This is a genomic window from Zobellia alginiliquefaciens, from assembly GCF_029323795.1.
Taxonomy (GTDB): Bacteria; Bacteroidota; Bacteroidia; order Flavobacteriales; family Flavobacteriaceae; genus Zobellia; species Zobellia alginiliquefaciens.
In genome coordinates this window covers 3,637,157-3,657,261 of the sequence record NZ_CP119758.1, presented here as the reverse complement: position 1 = coordinate 3,657,261, position 20,105 = coordinate 3,637,157, and the positions used below count along the sequence as shown (strand labels likewise).

Genomic DNA, 20,105 nt, shown 5'->3' with positions numbered 1-20,105 from the left:
CGTGAACCTTTAAAACCAAATTTCTTATTCTAAACCGTACTTTTTATAAGCCCTATAACCGTAGAAAGCCACAACAAAAAAGCAGAGCATAGGAAGTATAAAAGAGAAATTTACCTCTGGTACCCCAAGTATAACAACATCACTATACCCAGATCCACCCAGATCTAAAATCAAACCTTGTAGCATGGGCATAAAAGCACCGCCAACAATGGCCATGACCAAAAATGCGGATGCGGATTTGGCATCATCGCCCAAGCCCGTTAGTGCTATTCCGTAAATAGTAGGAAACATCAAAGACATACAAAAAGAAACCATTACCAATGAATACAGACCTAGTTCCCCCTGAATGAAAATGGTACCCGCACAAAAGCCGATTGCCATGATGGAGAGTATCATTAAAAGTTTCCCCGAATTGATAAATTTTAAAAGATACGTACACAAAAACCGACTCAGCAGAAAAATAACCAGTGCAGCATAGGCGTAGTTTACTGCATCTGCATTGTTAATACCAATGTTCTCGGCGTACTGGTAAATGTAGGTCCAACACATGATCTGTGCACCTACGTAAAACATTTGGGTAAGCATACCGCCTACAAAACGTTCTTTTTTAAATATCCGTTTTATAGATTCCCCTAAACCAACAACTCGGTTTTCCTTCTTGCCTTCCGGCATTTTTACCAGTGCAATAACCACGAACATAAAAATAACGAACAGCCCCAAGCCCACGTACGGGTTTCGGATTACCATTAGATCGGAAGTCTTTACGGCCGCTTTTGCGGATTCTGACAACGTATTATATATATACGAACCGTCTTCCGCAACATCATCGGACTGTAGCGCACCTAGAATAAAAAACTGAGCCACGAACAAACCAGAAAGTGCACCTAACGGATTAAAAGCTTGTGCCAAGTTTAATCTTAAAGTAGCCGTTTCTTCATCGCCCATTGCCAGAATATAAGGATTGGCCGTAGTTTCCAAAAAGGCGAGGCCAAAGGTTAAAACGTACAATGCCAATAGAAAGAATAGATAATTTTCCATTGCCGCCGCTGGATAAAACATAAGCGCACCCACTGCATATAACCCCAAACCAACCAAAATACCGACCTTATAACTGAATTTCTTCACGACATAGGCGGCGGGCAAAGCCATGGTAAAATAGCCCCCGTAAAAAGCTGCCTGTACCCAAGAGGCCTGAGTATTGTTCAGTTCTAAAATTCGCTTAAATGCCGCTACCATGGGATTCGTAATATCATTGGCAAAGCCCCAAAGGGCAAACAAGGAAGTAATCAGTAAAAAAGGTACTAGTAATTCCCTAGGAACTACGGCTGGTTTTTGGTCGTTTTTCATGGTTTTATTTGGCTGTAATTGATCGGTCTAAATGTGTATATCCTCCGTCTACAAAAATTAATTGCCCCGTAGTGTGGCTAGATACATCGGATAATAGGAAAACCACTGTATTTGCTATTTCCGCAGCTTCGGTCATGCGATTTCCCAAAGGAATCTGGTCTGTAATGGATTTCAGTTTTTTCTCCGGTTCCGGAAACGTATTGATCCATCTTTCGTAAAGTGGGGTATAACACTCCGCAACAATTACAGCATTTACCCTAATTTCGTATGGCAAAAGCTCTACGGCCCACTCTCTGGTCATTGCATTTCTTCCTCCGTTGGAAGCTGCATAGCCCGATGTTCCACCTTGTCCGGTAAATGATGTTTTTGAGCCAATATTCACGATTGCCCCTTTGTTCTTTTTTAGCTCCGGCAACGCATATTGCGCCATTAAATAATAATGGACCAAACTTTTTTGAAGTGAGGCCATAAAATCTTCATAATTACCGTTTTCCAGACCTACACCATCATTAACACCCGCATTATTTACGAGTCCGTCTATTCTCCCGAACCTTGAAATGACCTGTTCTACGGCCACTTTACATTGTTCTGGATCCGTTAACTCCGCAAAGGCAAAACCCACTTGGCCACCGGTTTTTTCAATCTCTTTGGCCACCCCGATGATATTAGGTCTGTTTCTTCCTATGATATAGGGAATAGCTCCTTCTTTTGATAAAGCCTGACTTATAGCTAGACCAATACCTTTAGAACCACCGGTTACAATTATGACCTTATCTTTCAAGTTCAAATCCATAGGTTCCTATTTATATGCTTTGACTTGCTGTTTTGAAGTTCCCAAACCTTCAATACCCAACTCTACAACATCACCAGCTTTCAAATATTTATTGGGACTAAAACCAAAACCTACTCCCGATGGGGTTCCGGTAGAAATAATATCCCCTGGTAATAACGTCATATATTGACTAATATAACTTACTACTTGTTCTATATTGAAAATGAAGTCCGAGGTATTACTATCCTGTATTTTTTCTCCGTTCAACTTCAACCATAAGTCCAAATTGTTAGGGTCTTTAATTTCATCTGTAGTTGCTATAAACGGACCTATAGGAGCAAAGGTATCACAACCTTTTCCTTTACACCACTGCCCTTCTTTTTCAATTTGAAAAGCACGTTCGCTATAATCATTGTGTAGCACGTAACCCGCAATGTGGTCGTAAGCATCCTTCTCTTCTACATACGAAGCCTTCTTTCCGATAACGACTGCGAGCTCCACTTCCCAATCGGTTTTTTCACTGTTCTTTGGAATGATAACATCATCATTAGGCCCCACAATAGCAGAAGTAGATTTAAAGAAAAGTACGGGTTCCTTTGGAATGGCCATACCGCTTTCTGCAGCATGTTTGGCATAGTTTAAGCCCACACAAACAATCTTTGAAGGACGAACCAAAGGCGAACCTAAACGTACCTCGTTAGAAACTACGGGACAATTTCTTTCGTTTTTCGCTAACCAATCGCTTAACTCCGATATACCGTTACCTCCAAAAAACTCTTCGGTGTAATCCGATATAAATTCAGAGACGTCCAATCGCGTTCCGTTATCCAATTGCACACCCGGTTTTTCTTCACCTATACTTCCAAATCTTATTAATTTCATCTCTATTTTTTAAGTTGATATGTGTCTGTTTTCTTTAAAAGCAATATCCTATGAACCGTTTAAGGTAACGAATCCACCATCTATGGGGAAATTGGTCCCCGTAATAAATGACGCTTCTTCCGAACAAAGATATACCGCCAAATTAGCTACTTCCTCCGGTTTGCCCATACGACCTATAGGTTGGGTTTTTGAAAGTTTTTCAAAAATTTCCTTTTCCCTACCGGGATAATTTTTATTTATAAATCCGTCTACAAAAGGTGTATGTACCCTACCTGGAGATATGCAGTTGCACCGAATGCCATCTGCCAAATAATCCTTAGCCACGGAATAGGTCATGGTTAAAACGGCGCCCTTGGTCATAGAATAGGCAAACCTATCATTAATCCCCACCGATGATGCAATTGAAGCCATATTTATTATTACTCCGCTAGACTTTTTCAATGATTCAATACCTGCATGCATGCAATTATAGACGCCCTTAATATTAACGTCGTACAAACGGTCTAAATCTTCCTCTTTGCAATTCTCTAGATTTCCAATATGGGCAATGCCTGCATTATTAACGAGAATATCAATTTCCCCATTCTTCCGTAAGGTTTCAAATGCCGTTCTAACCTCACTTTGTACAGCCACATTACAACCATAAGCAAAAGCACTACCGCCCATAGTTTCTATTTGAGTAATCGTATCCGCGGCATTCTCTTTGTTCAACTCCAGAATATGAACAATTGCCCCCTGCTCCGCCAGAGCTATACAGATAGCCTTACCAATACCACTGCCGCCACCGGTGACCACAGCCGACTTATTTTCTAAACTAAATTTCATAGCTAAATTATAATGTTGCACTTAATTCTTTCTCCCAATAACTTCCGTTCGGAAAACTATATTCCGCTAGGGATTCGGGTTTCATCGTAATGCTATATCCTGCCATACTAGGTGGCATATACGCTCCCTTTTTAATGACTACGGGGTCGAAAAAATGTTCATGTAAATGGTCTACAAACTCAATAATACGATTTTCTAAAGAACCGCTGATTGCAATATAATCGATCATGGATAAATGTTGTACATATTCACACAAACCAACACCGCCCGCATGCGGACAAACCGGAATATTGAACTTTGCCGCCATAAACAGAATGGCCAATATTTCATTGACACCTCCTACCCTACAACTATCTATCTGACATATTTCTATGGCTTTGGCCTGCATCAACTGTTTGAACATTACCCTATTCTGACAGTGTTCACCTGTTGCCACTTTAATAGGTGCAATGGCTTTTGCAATCCTGGCATGTCCTAAAACATCATCAGGACTTGTGGGCTCTTCAATCCAATACGGATTGAACTTTTTCAGTGCCGCCATATTTTCGATGGCTTCGTCAACATCCCATTTCTGGTTGGCATCCATCATCAATCTTAAATCGTCACCTATTTCTTCACGAATAATCGCGGCTCGGCGCATATCATCTTGCAGGTCAGAACCGACCTTTATTTTCATATGGTCAAATCCAGCAGCTTTAGCCTCTCTACACAGCCTTCTCATCTTATCATCAGAATACCCCAACCAGCCTGCGGAAGTAGTATATGCCGGATAGCCCGATTCTTTCAAACGGTCAATTCGTTGTTGCTTTGAACTTTCTTTCTCTTTTAACATCGCAAGAGCCTCTTTAGGCGTAACGGCATCCGTTATGTACGTAAAATCAACACAACGCACCAATTCCTCTGGAGACATATCCGCTAATAATTTCCACAAAGGTTTGCCTTCCGCTTTGGCGTATAAATCCCAAACGGCATTCACCATAGCTCCTGTTGCCAAATGAATCACTCCTTTTTCGGGCCCCAACCAACGTAGCTGACTATCACCAGTAATCATTTTCCAAAAGGCACCCATATCCGCGGTAAAACTTTCTAAGGTTTTACCAATGACCAAAGGTGCTAAAGATTGAATAGCCGCAGCACACAATTCATTACCACGACCAATGGTAAAGGTTAATCCATGACCTTCCAACCCATCTACCGAATCAGTTTTGAGAATAACATAAGCTGCCGAATAATCCGGATCTGGGTTCATGGCATCAGAACCATCTAGTGATTTACTCGTTGGAAAACGGACGTCTTTTATTTGAACATCCGTAATTTTTATCGTTTTGGACATAAGTTCTATTTAATAGCGCAAATTTATATTCTCGTTTTACTCCAAACCACCACATTAAGCACCATATTCGATACTTTTTTTGCCTTTACTTGATTTTTAAGTAATAATTAGTCCTATTACTACAAGTGCTTGAGTGTACTAGTTGCTCTTGAAAAACCATTAGAGCTTTTCTATATACACATAATAAGCAGGGTGAACCCTTTTATCTTTATCTATTAATTGAGCCTCCATATTATATTTTCCTGCAGAAATATGGCTTGTAAAAGTTACTTCTTGTTGGTTTTTCTGAATTTCTGCCGTTTCTTCTAAATCAGCCACAAAAATATAAGCACTCTCAAAATCCGACTTTACACTAGCCGGCATCGTTCGATCTAGTTCTACTGTTTTTTTCTGCTCTGGGAAAGTCTCATTTATTCCGAATCCGCTTTCACGAGGAAACCGACGTAGGGTAATTTTATACTCACCATCTTCAACGAATTGAATTTTCCAACTACCCGTAGCTTGAACCGCACTGGCGGCTCCATACTGGTGCCACATATGGGAGAACTTGCCCGTTAACATATCATGGGCTGAAATACGACTGGGGTTCTCTTGTGGTGTTCCCACTTTGATATAGGCGTAGCGTTCGTTAACACCATCATCTGTTATAGATTGCCACCACTTTTCATAACCTAAAGCCAATTTTTCTACAACTTCTGGGTGCTTATCAAAAACATTGGTTATCTGGCTGCGGTCTTGATTCATATTATATAGTTCCGTACCGTTTACAAGACGCCAATTGTCATCCATTACAGCGTACTTTCGATACTTCACCAAATTCTGCAGGCGCTGGGTATCCATATATAAAGTTCTGTTAGGCCAATCTTGTGCAGTATCATAGAGCAAGGGTTTTAAACTTTTGCCATCCAATGGCTTTACCGGATTAAAATCAAAACCTAATAAATCTACAAACGTAGGAAGCAGGTCGTAATGTGCTACCAATTTATCAATATCCTTACCACCCGTAAGCTCACCATTTGGCCATCGGACTAGAAAAGGTACACGGTGGCCACCTTCATACTCGCTACCTTTAGAACCTCTTAGACCAGCATCAAAAACACGATTCCCTCCTGCGGTTCCATTATCCGTGGTAAAAATAAGAATGGTGTTATCCGCAATATTCAATTCATCTAGCTTATCTTCTAAAAGTTTAAAATTGTCATCTATATTGGTAATCATCCCATAAAAACGTTGGAACTTTTCTTCTAGACCTTTTACCCCTTTGTACATATTCATATACTCTTCTGGCACATTTAATGGTCCATGAGGAGCATTGGTAGCTATGTAACAGAAAAACGGGTTGTCCTTGTTCGTTTCTATAAAATCCATGGCTTCCGAAAAGAAGACATCCGTACAGTACCCTTCATATTTTTCAGTTTTACCATTGTGCCAATAGGTATCATCAAAATAATCATTGCCCCAATAATCCGGTCCTTGGGTTATACCACCTCCTCCATGACGCACAACTTCATGAAAACCTCTGTCTTCTGGACGATATGGATAATTATCACCCAAATGCCACTTGCCGAACATACCATTGGTATACCCATTTTGAGCGAATATTTGAGGGAGAATTACCTCATCTTCAAAAAGTATTGAACGCCCCGCAATTGTATGAAACACATTTAGGCGATTGGTATGTCTACCACTCATTATAGCCCCTCTACTTGGTGCACAGGTAGTAGATACGTGATAATTGTTCAATCTTACTGCATCTTTATAAAATGCATCAATATTGGGCGTTTTTATATACGGGTTTCCGTAGCACCCCAAATCTCCCATTCCCTGATCATCAGTAATGACCACGATCACGTTCGGTTTTTCCTTGGATGGACTTTGTGCTTGTCCAAACATTAACGACCCACAGAAAAAAAACATGAATATTAAAAGGTCTTTTAAAGCCAGGTTCCTGTTATTATAGCGCATGACTCCCTTACTGCTGTCTACTAATTTATAGTCCATTCTCATTTTTTATATCTGATATTTTTATTACTTCCTAAAACAAACAAATTACCCGTCAAAGGTCCACTTGCTATTAATATCCCGGATTTTGAACAAGATTCTCATTGTTTCTTAATTCATCCGTAGGTATGGGAAACAATAGTTCACGTTCCGTAACTGTTGGCCCATAGACAAATTGATGTCCTACATAATCATCAAAGGATCCAGTAGTAACGTTAAATGCTTTTCTCAATCTGACCATATCAAACCAAGTAACGTTTTCATAACTGAGTTCATGCCATTTTTCCTTCCACACAGCTTCTCTAAACTGGTCTTTACTGAGTCCTGATAATTCCGGAAGTTCCGCTCTTATCCTAATACTATTAATAGCTTGATAAGTATCAGCAGTTGGCCCTGAAACTTCATTTGCAGCCTCCGCGTAAATTAATAACACTTCGGCATAACGAATTAAGTCCCAATTTAAATCACTACTGGCGGTATCTAAATTAGCGGTGATATCAAAGTGCTTATACAAAAAATGACCTCCTAAAACTATGGTATCGTTCCTGTCAAATTTTGAAGTATAGGTCGTATAATAAAACTCTTTTTCCGCTACTCTTTTATCGCCTTCATCATAGGAATTTATGAATTCTTGATTGGCATAAATAGCCCCCGTTTGTTCGGAATAAGCAGAAATATTCATGTTATATGGTATAACCAAAGGTTGCCAATCTGATGGGTCAACAAATGCCTCATATTGGACCATAAATATGTTTTCTCCCATATTGTTTTTTGCAGGGTCGTGCAGGTCGCTGTAAGAAGGGAATAAACTATACTCTGCAGAATCTATAACTTCTTTGGCCTTATCCGCTGCTTTTTGATAATACTCAGAACCTTTCTGCAATGGGTATCCCGCCATTGTTAAAAACACGCCGGACAACAGTGATTTTACGGCTCCTAAAGTTACCTTTCCCGTATCATCATTAAATGGCAATCCTGACGATTCTGCCTTGGTTAAATCCACGACAATCTGAGCATAAATATTTTCTACCGTTTCTTGAGATGAATACAAGTTTTCCGAGCCTAAATCTATTGGGTCTATAATTAAGGGGACGCTACCAAAAATACGGACGAGATTAAAATAATAGTAGGCTCTTAAGAAATGTGCTTCACCTAATAGTTTATTTTTTTCAGTTTCATCCATAATAATATCGGGTATATTAGCAATTGCCAAATTAGCATTAGCTATGCCTTTATAACTGCTATCCCAATAGGACTTACCGTAAGCATTATCTGAAGTATTGGTTAGGTTTCGAATAATGTTACTATTATCTGCTTGGCCGAGGTCACTTTCAGCAATTCCTGTTGCAAACTCCATCATTAACCAAGGACTTCCTCCATATGCCCCTCCACGTACTGACCTTAGACTGGAATATATGGAATAGACAGAGGTTTCTGCATGCTCGGCCGTTTTAAAATAACTGTCTGCAGTAATATTGGATGGGTCTGTTTCATCAAGAAAATCGGAACACCCCACTCCTATTACAAGTAAGAATGCCATCAGCACTACTTGAATTCTAGTTTTTATTGTATTTTTCATGTTTTCTTTTTTTTGTTTAGAAAGTTGCATTCAATCCAATCATAAATACTCTGGGTTTAGGATACTGGTCAAAGTTTACCTCTCCTTGACCAAAAGTGGTATCACTGGTCTGCACCTCTGGATCATAACCTTGATATTTTGTACTCACGAAAAAGTTTTGAGCAGAAGTGTAAATTTTCAGTCTGCTCAACATTAGTTTTTCCGCTATATCCGGCGAAAAATTATAACTTAAGAGTAAGTTTCTTCCTCTAACAAATGAACCATCCTGAATCATATGGGAAGTATCTAAATTGTCATATCCTGCGGAAACAGGTCTCCATTGTGCAATTGGTGTATCTTGATTTTCTGGTGTCCATCCGTCTAAAACAGTAGAAAGACTATTAGCTATCCCCTGACGGTTTTCTTGAGGTCTTGTGGTTATATACATTACATCATTACCATACTGAAACTGCAAATCCACCAACAACTCAAAATTCTTATACCGAAAAGTGTTTATTAAACTTCCATAACCATCCGGCATACCTTTGCCTATAATGGCCCGGTCTGCCTGGTTGATTACCCCATCATCATTTCTATCTTCTATTTTAACATCACCGGGTAGTCTAAAATATTTTGCAGCCTCATCAGCTTCATCCGTTCCCCAAGTACCCAAATGCACCAATCCAAAAAATGAGCCCACTGGCTCGCCTTCTCGGATTATGGTTCGTCCAGAAAAAATATCGCTCCCTCCAGAAAGTGCCACTACTTCATTTTTGTTCATTGCGATGTTAAAATCCGTATCCCAAGAAAAGTCCGTGTTCACAATATTCTTAGTTCCCAAAGAAAACTCAACACCTTTATTTTCCATACTTCCTATATTTCTGAATACCGAAGCATATCCGCTACTTGTTGGTACAGGTGAATTCAAAAGCATGTCCTCTGTAAGTTTTCGATATATATCTGCTTCTAAAGAAACCCTTCCATCAAACAGACCAATTTCAATTCCCGCATCTACCTGATTTGTTTTTTCCCATTTCAAATCAGGATTAGCCAACCGGTCAATACCTATACCGTTTACCACCGCATCATTAACCACATAGGCATAATTGCCTAAGCCTGGTAACGCACCATATGCCGGTATTTCTGAATTTCCCGTTACCCCGTAACTTGCCCTTAACTTTAAGTTAGAAATAGTAGCGGATTCTTTTAAAAAGTTTTCTTCCGATACTTTCCAAGCTAAGGCTGCAGAAGGAAAGAATGCATATTTATTGGAGGCCCCAAATTTTGAAGATCCGTCTACACGACCTGTTACAGTTAACAAATACTTGTTTTGAAGACCATAATTTATTCTTCCAAAATACGAATTGAGGCCGTAGGCAAAAGCACTTGAGCTTGGTGATCCAATAACGGACCCTGCGCCTAAATTATCAAAGCTAAAAAAGTCATCAGAAAAATTTTCTGCTCTGGCACTAAAACCAGTATTGTTTATATGTTGCCAGGAAATACCTAATAAACCAGTTATTGAGTGAGTTTCTGCTATTTCCTTATTATAGGTTAGGTAATTTTCAAATTGCCAAGAAGTATACTCATTTGCTTCTCTAACCGCATATCCATTAGTATTTGTACCGATAAAACTAAGTTCACGACCTGCGTATTCATCCGTTTTTTGCTCAACATTGTTGACTCCTATAGAAGTTCTGAAATTAAGCCCTTTAGCTAGGGTTATATTCGCAAAGATATTTCCTAATATGGTACTGGTGCGTAAAAACTTTTTGTATTCTTCTCCAACCCGAACAGGGTTAGGCCCCCCTTCCATACCAGGGTAATCTGCGTTACTTGCCCAGCTTCCATCTGGGTATTTTACCGGAATAATTGGTATATTTTCAATCATGTTCCTCCCTACCCAAGAAGCATGAATTACTCTTTCCTTTTGATTATTGTAACTCAGGCTACCGCCAACTTTCATCCAATCCCTAATATTAGAATCAAAAACAAATCTTCCCGAGTAACGCTTTAACCATGAGTCTTTCATGATTCCCTCTTCGTTCATATATCCTAAAAAGGCTCCATAACTACCTTTCTCGCTTCCTCCTGTAAATGAAAGTTGATGATTCTGTGTAAAAGCGGCCCGGGTTACTTCATCCTGCCAGTCCGTATCGTACAAAGGATTTCCATTGGCATCAAAAAGGTTGGGATCCGTTCTTTTTAACGCTGGGTCAGTATACTTGCCATTTGCAAAACCCACAGCATCATATTTTTCTGCATTCTGATATGCTACTTCTTCTATCATCAAAAATTCTTCAGAATTCAACACTCCTACTTTTTTTGAAAGACTTCCTAAACTGTAATAGCTATCATAACTAATTTTTCCTCCAGAGACACTACCTCTTTTTGTTGTCACCAAAATAACCCCATTTGCCCCTCTAGACCCATATATTGCCGTTGCTGAAGCATCTTTTAGTACTTCAAGTGAAGCAATATCATTTGGATTAATGTAGTCTATGGGCGAACTATTGTTCGCCAATCCTGATGAGACCAATATAACTCCATCTACAACATATAAAGGATCATTAGAAAGACTGACCGATGAATTACCTCTAATCCTAATATTAGATTTACCACCTGGCCTACCGGAATTAATAGAGACGCTTACACCTGGCATTTTTCCCGATAATGACTGCGTAAGAGAGGCAGCGGGTCGCTCTTGTAATTCGGCCGCAGTAACTGAACCAACGGCTCCCGTAAGATCGCTTTTCTTTTGGGTACCATAACCAATTACCACCACCTCATCAAGACTAGCTGCATCTTCTTCCATGGTAATATCAACACTATTTGATTGTCCAACGGTAAGCGACTGCGTTTTCATTCCTATATAGGAAAAAATCAATATGTCACCAGCGCTGGCTTCAATGGTATACTGCCCATCAAAGTCTGTTTGGGTACCTATTGTACTTCCGTCAATTAGCACGTTTACTCCTGCCAATGGCACCCCTATATTATCTTTGACAACACCTGTAATTTGTTTCTGAACCTCGTTAAAATTAGATTCCGACACCCTGGGCACAGTTACAGCATAAACCTCTATGGAAAATGCGGATAAAAGGAATGCACAGCAGCAAACCTTAAAATGCTCCTTGAATGTTACCCAAAAAGGATAAACTTTGGTTTTCTGTTTTTTCATTTTTTTGTTATTAAGTTAAATTGGCTTAGAATTTAAGATTGAGTACATCTTAAAAAACCATTTACTATAACAAAATATCCACACTTATATGCTAAAATAATTATTGTTTTAGTAAATAATCTAACCAAAACTAAGAATGTGAAAAAGCTAAAACCACCTCAAAAAATACAAGGTTCGATACTTTTTGTGCAATTTCAATCCTTTTTCTAACTTTTCTAGATTATTCTTACCCAAACATATGTATAGAAAACATCTGTTGCCAAGACTGGAATTATACTCTAATTCACCTACAGGAAATGTTGCATTTAGACGTAATAAAACGGACAAGAAAAAGCTTCTGATCGGGAAACTTTTTCTCGTCCGTTTTAGCTAAATTATGCTCTCAGGGAAGAAATGAGGCCATTTTTATTTTCTATCGGCAAGTGTTCTTGCCTTTGAAAAGCAATTAGGAGATGGTATTATAGGTAAAGACACTTCAAAAGTTTTAAACTTCCCCATTAAGTCTTTTACTTTTTCCGGGTTTTCTGCAGACATATCTTTCTGCTCTCCCCAATCCGTAGAAATATCATATAGTTCCTCTCTTCCTAATTCTTCATTCATCAATAACTTCCAATTCCCTTCCTGTACCCCTGCACTTGGCCAAAAATGCGGTCGGTCATTTGGAAAACGCCAATCCCAGAAAATAGGTTTATCTCTTTTAAAAGACTTCCCTTTTATAGCCGAAACTATGCTCTCTCCATCAGATTGATAATTATCCAGAGAGGTTGTATTTGCCAGTTCTAAAAATGTAGGTAACAAATCAACAGAAGCTAGGGCTGTAATACTGTCCACCACACCAGCCGGTGCATTGTTTGGCCAACGTACTAAAAAAGGAATACGTACACCCCCAGCAAACAAAGAACGCTTACGGCCTTTTAATTCTCCTGTTTCTCCTACCGAATAATATGTTCCCAAACCGGGACCTGTAGAATTATCTTCCGTAATTTTATTTTTACCTGTTATTTCAGGACCGTTGTCCGAAGAAAAAATTACTAAGGTATTATCATCAATACCAAGAGTTTTTAGGGTTTGGAACAACTCCCCGATACGAGCATCATATTCCGCTACGACAGCAGCATACACCTGTTGCTGTTCATTAAGATGTGTAAATTGTTGCATGTACTCTTCTTTTGGGTAGTGTGGCGTATGCGTAGCATGAATCCATGCATTTATAAAAAACGGTTCATCTTTTTTACGCTTTACAAAATCTATTGTTTTGTATAAAGTTGAATCTGCTTGCATTTGATGAAGATTGTTTGACAGATTAAACGCTCCATACTCATCATATCCATATTCTAATGGACTAGGCGCATCTGTAACATGTGTATTAGAAAGGTGCCACTTACCAAAATGGGCCGTACTATAACCCGCTTCTTTTAGCATTTTAGGAAGCAAAGGTGCTTGAGGGTCTAGCCAATCCGGCATATTTCTTTTGATGTGCGATTCCACAGAGGCAAAATGTCCGTGAACACTCTGGCGAGCAGGAAATTGTCCGGTCATTACCGCAACCCTGCTTGGCGAACACACCGGATTCAACACTGAGAAATTTTGAAAATCAATACCTTCCGCGGCCATCTTATCCAAATTGGGTGTTTTGCAAAAAGTACTTCCATGGACTCCCAAATCTCCATACCCCCAATCATCGGCGAATATGAATATAATATTAGGTTGCCTGTCCAAATCTTCTTCTATTTCTTTTTTTCCTCCTTGCTCTTCACCACATGAAAGAAGTACAAAAGAGGTTAAGAGAAAAAAAGAACCGATACCTCTTGAAAATTTAATAATTTGGAACATACTATCTAATTTTAGCCTCTAAGATTTTTTACTACTTACTCAATACTTGCCCAAGGTGTCAATCTAATTTCCTTTAGACTGGCAATACTCTTTTCACCATCTATTAAAGACACGGATATGGTATGTTTTCCAGGCTTATTAAATTTTAAAAGGCCCATCTCATAATAATTATATACTACCGAGGAATTCTGTTGGTTCCGAACCACCTCTCCTTCTTCTGAAGTAATATTCCAAACCAAGCGACCATCTCCCGCATAATTAAGTTCGGTTTGGTAATAGCCAGGTTCCAAAACTTCTATTTCCCAGGTCACCTTACTGTAGTCCGTCCAATCTTGTGCTTGCTCAATGTGTTTCCACTCTCCAAATTTTTCCATCCATCTTTTTGCTGCAATAACACAATCCTCTGCACTGGCAAAATCTACTGGAAGTACAGTGGGGAGCACGGGGTCTATGCTATTTGATACAACCACCTCTGGGCTACCTTCAATCTCTATTTCTATTACCGATACTAATTTCTCACTTCTAGAAGCGGGAAGTGAAATAGCCACCCAACCATCTTTAGCACTGGTCTCTAACTCCCGTTGCTCTTTATTACTCCATAAGTTTGCAGATCGGATATGATTTTTGAGCCCTGGAAGCCATATTTTTCCATCTAAAGGCCACTTATAAACACAAATGTTCAATTTTCCATTTACCCCAATTGTAACGTCACCCCATGGTAACGCATGTCCCCAGGGTGAAGCATCTGAATTATATACAACTTGAGGGTATCTCCTAATCCATTCTCCAGATTCTTTGAGCGACTCTTGCGCTTGAACGGGAATGGTACCATCTGGTTCAGGACCTACATTTAACATATATGTACCTCCACGGGCCACAGTAGAAATGATACTTTTTAAAATCCGTTTTGGGCTTTTCCAATTTTGGTCATACCAAGCGTAACCCCAAGAGTCATTAGTAACATCCACTGTTTCCCAAAGTCCGCTTATATTTTTAATGGGAATATTCATATCCCCCAAAGACTTGTAATCTCCTAAACCATGCCCTGCCCGGCCTGAAATCATTGCATTGGGTTGGTGTTTACGAACTACCTCCACCAATTGCTCCACATATTTTTTTTCCATATCTCCTGGAGTATCAAACCAGACCATGTCGATATCTCCATAGTTGGTCACGATTTCTTTGACCTGCGGAAGACATTTTTTCTTAAAATAATAATCAAATCCAACCTCTTTACCCTTCTCATTCACCTTTGGTCCACCATTACCACCAGGAAATGTCCAATCTTGATTATGTGAATAGTAAAAACCAAAACCAAGTCCCAGTTCTTTACAGGCTTTTGATAATTCTTTCATTGGATCTCTGGCAAAAGGTGTTGCTTTAACAATATTAAAGTCATTACTTTTAGAATCATACATAGCAAAACCATCATGGTGCTTACTGGTTACCACAATATATTTCATACCCGCATCTTTTGCCAGTTTAGCAATGGACATGGCATCAAAATTTACAGGATCAAAAGTCTTTGCCTCTGCCATATATTCATCAACGGGAATGTTAGCACGTCTGGGATTCATAATCCACTCGCTTATACCATAATACGTACTATCTTTCCATTTGTTAGCGATATTTGAATAAATACCCCAGTGAATGAACATGGCATAATTACCTTCATCAAACAAGCTTGTTCTTGAATCTGGGGCTTTTTCTCCTAACGAAGTTTGTTGACCCCACATTTCATCCATATGCTTTTCTTTCTTCTGACCGAATAGAGTTCCGCTTTGGAGGATAAAAAATATCAGTAAAATTGATACTACGCTCACCCCGTTATTTTCAAGTTTCATTGGTTTGGTTTTTATGTTGTACTGATAAACTCTAAATAGGATATAAAGGGAATAAAATGAACTACACTTTAGATTCTAAAAATCACATAACCCAGTGTACGCTTTCCCTCGAACACTACTTATGAGACCGATTTCCTTTGTAAAACAATATCAGATGGACATACACCTTCAAATAGGTAATTTAAAGACTGCTGAAATCACAATATCTTAATTAAGTTCCTGTTTTTTTAAGAATATATCAGTGTTCATAAAACTAATAATCTATACAACTGTCGACTACCAAAAAAAACACCATTTACAATACTATTTTTGCCCAAATCCTCTAATTTAACTAACTATGGTTACAATTACTGAGAAATGAGAAGGATTTACCATATTAGGAAGATAGCTTCTATGGTAACAGCATTAGCTATAAATGAACAAGCAAATAATCTAAAAATACGTCTAAATATTGATGCCAAAATGGCCTGAAAAAGCTAACTTTCTAACTCTAAGAGGAATGATTTTTTAAATAAGCAGAGGGTGCCATATGGTGAATGGCCCTAAATTGTCTATTAAAATTAGAAATATTATTAAAGCCCGATAAATAGGCGATGGAAGTAATGCTTTCTTTGTTTTCCAATAGAAGTCTGCAAGCGTACCCCACCTTAATTTCATTAAGATATCTTGTAAAAGATTTTCTATGTGCTTTCTTAAAATACCGGCTGAATGCAGATTTATTCATTCCTGTCATCTCAGCAACATCGCTGGCACTTATACCATTATTAAAATTTTCAAAAACGTATGCATATATCTTATCCATGCGCAGATTATCCGTTTTTTGAAAGGAATTTACGAAGCTTGAACTTGACAACAATTGATAATTATCGTGTTTGGACAAAGCATATAAAACCTCTATAAACTTGAAAACCCTAGTGGTGGAGTCATAATTGATCAGGTTCGTGATTTCACTAATTCGGCTATCACTCAAACCCTTAAACTTGACACCTCTATTTGCCCTATCTAAAAGTGATGCTATCTGTTTCATTTCGGGTATATCAAAAAAACCTTCTCCTAAAAATCCTTTTGTAAAATGAATAGCAAAAGCCTCGGCCTCCAAGACACTATCGGGCTTAAAATAAACCTCATCATTCAACCACATATGTGGCAAATTTTTTCCGATGAGAACCACTTCCCCCTCTTGAAACTTTTCAATATTATCGCCAATAAAACGTGTTCCCGAACTTTTAAGGATAACCACCAGCTCAATCTCTGGATGATAATGCCATACCCTTAAAAAATTAGGATACAAATTATGTGAGATGGAAAACGACCGATCAGATACGGACGTTCTATTTAATAAATGAAGTTTCATGTTCTACAATTCAATTCAGAGCAATGGCCTATTTTGCTTGTTGATCCCATAATCTGTAGGGATCGTCATGGGATTCCATTTCAGACAACAATAAGGCTTCCATTTCAGTTCGCTTATCCGCAAATTTTGGGTTGTCGGCCAAATTGGTCTGCATTTCCCCGTCTTTATTATGATCTTTTAAATATTCATTGGGATTTTCTGCCAAATTAAAAAGCTGTGTTTCTTGTACCGCTCCATCCATCATATCATATTTAATCAACTTCCAGTCGCCTTTCTTAACGGTACGCATTCCCGGTTTCGTTCCTCCGCAATACATCCCGTACATAACCTCTCTTACGGTCTCCCTTTTCCCCTCCAAAACGGGTTTAAAGCTTTTTGCCTCTACAGTGGTAGGCGTTTCAATTCCTGCTAAATCACATAAAGTTGGCAGAATATCCATTAAATAAATATTGCCTTCTGCACGTTTTCCAGAAGGAAGCCCTGGGCCTTTTATTATCATGGGCACACGCCATGTATGCTCGTACAAATTCTGTTTTCCGGTGAGACCATGACGCCCAATGGACATTCCATGGTCCGATGTATAAATGATATAGGTATTATCCAATTCGCCCATAGCCTCTAGTTTATTGAGTACCTTGCCCAATTGAATATCTATATTTTCCGAACAGGCGTACTCCCTGCCCAACTCGTTACGAATGGTCTGCTCGTCCCTATTCTTCCAGACGCCGCTAACCCGTTCTTCATCCCGAAGTTGTGGATGCCCGTGAAAGAATGGATGGGCTTCCAAATAATTTTCTTGAAGCGGTGGTTGCTTGTCATTCGCAAGAGGAAGACTATTTTTATCCGTATGGTTTACGGCTCCATATTTTTCCAATAACTCTGGGGTGCCATCTCTTACATCGTGAGGATGTGAAAATCCAAAATAAATAAAAAACGGATTGTCTTCTTGCTCTTTTTCCCGGTCTCCCAAATACTCCAACACCTGCTTGGCATGCCAGGCACTGCCCGTTTCTTCGGTGCCGCCTCTTTTGGTAGCATCATGTACTACGGTGAACTGTTCGTTTGCTGCAGGATATGAATTTCCTTTTTTACAGGTTCTCATGGTTTTATAGCCCGCGCGATTAAATACCGCACCTATGGTCTGCTTTTCAAGACCTACAGGATTGTTTGGATTCTTAAACTCTCCTCTAGAGGGAAGGTGCCAAACACTACGCCCGCTCATAATCATATGCCGGGACGGGGTGCAAACAGCTCCTGACCATGATCCCATATGCCTCGCACTCTCTATTACCGTTCCTTCCGCTGCCAATTTTGAAATAACAGGGGTTTCCAATATGGATTTTGGGTCATAGACCTGTAAATCAAAAGGCGATTGGTCATCGACCAAAACAAATAGAAAATTAGGTCGCTTTTTAGGTTCCGGTTTTCTCTCTTCGGATTTATATGAGGATAAACTCAACATGATGATTAAAGTGAACAAGATGCCTTTGTATGCAATTTTCATTTCTGTTTGTTTTGGTTTTTGACTCTAATTGATTTTTGTTATCTGCCCATCCAGCCACCGTCTACGAGCATAACGGAACCTGTCATGTAGTTGGAAGCTTGTGATGCCAAAAACACAATAGGACCTTTAAAATCTTCAGGTTCACCCCATCTTCCGGCCGGAATTCGCCCTAAAATGGATGTACTACGGTCTTTATCATTTCGTAAAGCTTCCGTATTATCCGTAGAAATATAGCCTGGAGCAATGGCATTTACCTGTACTCCTTTCCCGGCCCATTCATTTGACAACGCCATAGTTAACTGACCTATCGCTCCTTTTGAAGCGGCATATCCCGGAACGGTAATACCTCCTTGGAACGTCAATAATGAAGCGGTGAAAATGATTTTTCCGTTCCCTCTTTTCACCATTTCTTTTCCTATTTCCCTAGAAAGTATGAATTGTGCATTTTGGTTTACTTCAATTACCTTATCCCAATACTCATCACTATGTTCGGTTGCCGGTTGTCTTAAAATAGTACCAGCATTGTTCACCAAAATATTAATAGTAGGGTTTTCTGATTTTACCTTTTCAAGAAACGCATAGAGTGCTTTTCTATCACTAAAATCGCACTGATAGGCTTTAAAGCTTTTCCCCAACTCGGTTATGCGATTTTCAATTTTTGAACCTGAAAGCTCCAATGAAGCGGAAACCCCAATAATATCCGCTCCGGCTTCCGCCAAAGCTTCCGCCATGGCAAAACCGATTCCACGCTTACACCCTGTTACCAAAGCTGTTTTTCCTTTTAAACTGAACTTATCCAATATCATAATTTGTTCTAACTATCGTTTTTAAAAAATTTAAAGTACCCCTTGTAAAGGTTCTCCATCCATATCCGTAAAAGCTTTATTTTCACCAGCCATTCCCCAGATAAACCTATAGTTATTTGTACCCGAACCTGAATGGATAGACCATGGTGGAGAAACTACCGCTTCAAAATTTTTCATGGCGATATGACGTGTTTCTTGGGGTTGCCCCATGTAATGCATCACAATATTATCCCCAGGAATATCAAAATAAAAATAGACTTCCATTCTACGTTCATGGGTGTGCGGTGGAAAGGTGTTCCAAACGCTTCCTTTTTTCAATTCGGTATATCCCATTACCAACTGGCAGCTCTGAATTCCGTCTTCATGAATGTACTGATATAATGTTCTTTCATTACTGGTTTCTGCAGCACCTAACTCTACTATATTAGCATCTGAACGGGTTGCTTTTTTGGTTGGATACTCTTTGTGTGCGGGAGCGGAATTCAAATAAAATTGCGCCGCCTCGGAATTGTCCGAACTCGCAAAACTTACCTCTTTTGAACCTTTCCCCACATATAGAGCCTCTAAATTTTCCAATTCAAAAACTTCACCGTCTACGGTAACTGTTCCTTTGCCTCCAACATTGATAACGCCCAATTCTCTTCTCTGCAAAAAATAATCGGCTTTTAGTTCATCATAACTTTCCAGTTGAAGGTCTTTGGATTTAGGAAAAGCTGTACCATATATAAAACGATCATAATGCGTATATACCATGGTTATAGCATCTTCACCCATAAGGTCCGAGCTGTGAAATTCTTTTCGTATTCTTTGTGTGTCATATAATTTGGCATCATCCGGATGCACAGCGTACTTAACTTCCATTTTC

The 20,105-nt window shown here is 39.2% G+C and carries 14 protein-coding genes; all 14 read right to left on the bottom strand.

What is annotated here, in order from left to right; genetic code table 11:
* Window positions 1–24: 24 nt before the first annotated feature.
* Window positions 25–1,347 (bottom strand): L-fucose:H+ symporter permease, encoded by a 1,323-nt coding sequence (gene fucP, locus P0077_RS15195; RefSeq protein ID WP_276166059.1) that lies wholly within the window; start codon window positions 1,345–1,347, stop codon window positions 25–27.
* A 4-nt stretch (window positions 1,348–1,351) separates the two neighbouring features.
* On the bottom strand, window positions 1,352–2,140 hold the full coding sequence (locus tag P0077_RS15190) for an L-fucose dehydrogenase (RefSeq protein ID WP_276166058.1): 789 nt from the start codon (window positions 2,138–2,140) through the stop codon (window positions 1,352–1,354).
* A gap of 6 nt (window positions 2,141–2,146) precedes the next feature.
* Complete coding sequence (locus tag P0077_RS15185) at window positions 2,147–3,001, bottom strand: fumarylacetoacetate hydrolase family protein (RefSeq protein WP_276166057.1); 855 nt, start codon at window positions 2,999–3,001, stop codon at window positions 2,147–2,149.
* 48 nt (window positions 3,002–3,049) lie between these two features.
* A complete protein-coding gene (locus P0077_RS15180; RefSeq protein WP_276166056.1) occupies window positions 3,050–3,826 on the bottom strand; it encodes an SDR family NAD(P)-dependent oxidoreductase in 777 nt (258 codons plus the stop codon).
* Window positions 3,827–3,833: 7 nt separating this feature from the next.
* Window positions 3,834–5,159: an L-fuconate dehydratase gene (locus tag P0077_RS15175; RefSeq protein WP_276166055.1), complete on the bottom strand. Its 1,326-nt coding sequence runs from the start codon at window positions 5,157–5,159 to the stop codon at window positions 3,834–3,836.
* Window positions 5,160–5,318: 159 nt separating this feature from the next.
* Window positions 5,319–7,160 (bottom strand): arylsulfatase, encoded by a 1,842-nt coding sequence (locus P0077_RS15170; RefSeq protein WP_276166054.1) that lies wholly within the window; start codon window positions 7,158–7,160, stop codon window positions 5,319–5,321.
* A 73-nt stretch (window positions 7,161–7,233) separates the two neighbouring features.
* Entirely contained in the window at window positions 7,234–8,739 is a 1,506-nt protein-coding gene (locus tag P0077_RS15165) for a RagB/SusD family nutrient uptake outer membrane protein (RefSeq protein ID WP_276166053.1), read from the bottom strand.
* A 16-nt stretch (window positions 8,740–8,755) separates the two neighbouring features.
* Complete coding sequence (locus P0077_RS15160; RefSeq protein WP_276166052.1) at window positions 8,756–11,899, bottom strand: SusC/RagA family TonB-linked outer membrane protein; 3,144 nt, start codon at window positions 11,897–11,899, stop codon at window positions 8,756–8,758.
* Window positions 11,900–12,304: 405 nt separating this feature from the next.
* Window positions 12,305–13,732, bottom strand: a complete 1,428-nt coding sequence (locus tag P0077_RS15155; RefSeq protein WP_276166051.1) for a sulfatase-like hydrolase/transferase — start codon at window positions 13,730–13,732, stop codon at window positions 12,305–12,307.
* A gap of 35 nt (window positions 13,733–13,767) precedes the next feature.
* Window positions 13,768–15,576 carry an alpha-L-fucosidase gene (locus P0077_RS15150; protein WP_276166050.1) on the bottom strand — a complete coding sequence of 603 codons (1,809 nt, stop codon included), beginning with the start codon at window positions 15,574–15,576 and terminating at the stop codon, window positions 13,768–13,770.
* A gap of 490 nt (window positions 15,577–16,066) precedes the next feature.
* A complete protein-coding gene (locus tag P0077_RS15145) occupies window positions 16,067–16,930 on the bottom strand; it encodes an AraC family transcriptional regulator (protein ID WP_276166049.1) in 864 nt (287 codons plus the stop codon).
* A gap of 28 nt (window positions 16,931–16,958) precedes the next feature.
* Window positions 16,959–18,434: a sulfatase family protein gene (locus P0077_RS15140; RefSeq protein ID WP_276166048.1), complete on the bottom strand. Its 1,476-nt coding sequence runs from the start codon at window positions 18,432–18,434 to the stop codon at window positions 16,959–16,961.
* Window positions 18,435–18,472: 38 nt separating this feature from the next.
* Window positions 18,473–19,237 (bottom strand): SDR family NAD(P)-dependent oxidoreductase, encoded by a 765-nt coding sequence (locus P0077_RS15135; protein ID WP_276169211.1) that lies wholly within the window; start codon window positions 19,235–19,237, stop codon window positions 18,473–18,475.
* Window positions 19,238–19,270: 33 nt separating this feature from the next.
* Window positions 19,271–20,101, bottom strand: coding sequence for a 5-dehydro-4-deoxy-D-glucuronate isomerase (gene kduI / locus P0077_RS15130; RefSeq protein ID WP_276166047.1), 831 nt, complete (start codon window positions 20,099–20,101; stop codon window positions 19,271–19,273).
* Window positions 20,102–20,105: the final 4 nt, after the last annotated feature.